The sequence below is a fragment of the Leucobacter celer subsp. astrifaciens genome (genome assembly GCF_001273835.1).
Lineage (GTDB): Bacteria > Actinomycetota > Actinomycetes > Actinomycetales > Microbacteriaceae > Leucobacter > Leucobacter celer.
Genome location: NZ_JHEI01000206.1, coordinates 1 through 358, shown reverse-complemented (window position 1 = coordinate 358; position 358 = coordinate 1). Strand labels below are relative to the sequence as shown.

The 358-nt window shown below is 65.9% G+C and carries 1 pseudogene; it reads left to right on the top strand.

Features of this window, described 5'->3' with window-relative positions:
* Positions 1 to 52 precede the first annotated feature (52 nt).
* A pseudogene (locus tag AMS65_RS18280) lies at positions 53 to 358 on the top strand (acyl-CoA dehydrogenase family protein); the annotation flags it as partial.

Here is a 358-nt window from a genome sequence, read left to right as displayed (position 1 = left end):
CTAGTAACGTAGAGGCTCTCCCTCGACTGTCTAGACCTGATACTCTACAATCGTGATGAGCATGATTTTTTTTTTTTTCTACGCCGGTGTCGCTCGGCGCTGCCTGGAGCTGGGGGCCGAAGCGCTGCGCCGTCGCCGGTCCGCAGCCCGCGATCTGGCCCTGGCTGAGGCCCCCGAATGGCGGTCGAGGATCGCCGAGGCCCACCGCGCATTCCTTTCGGGACCCGCACTCCTCGACAGCGCGACCCGTGACTTCGACGAGCAGATCGATCACGGTGCGGCGTGGCCGCTGAAGTTCGTGACCGCGCGCATTGCGGCCGGCGACGCCGCGCGGAGTGCTGCCGAAACGGCCCTCGCC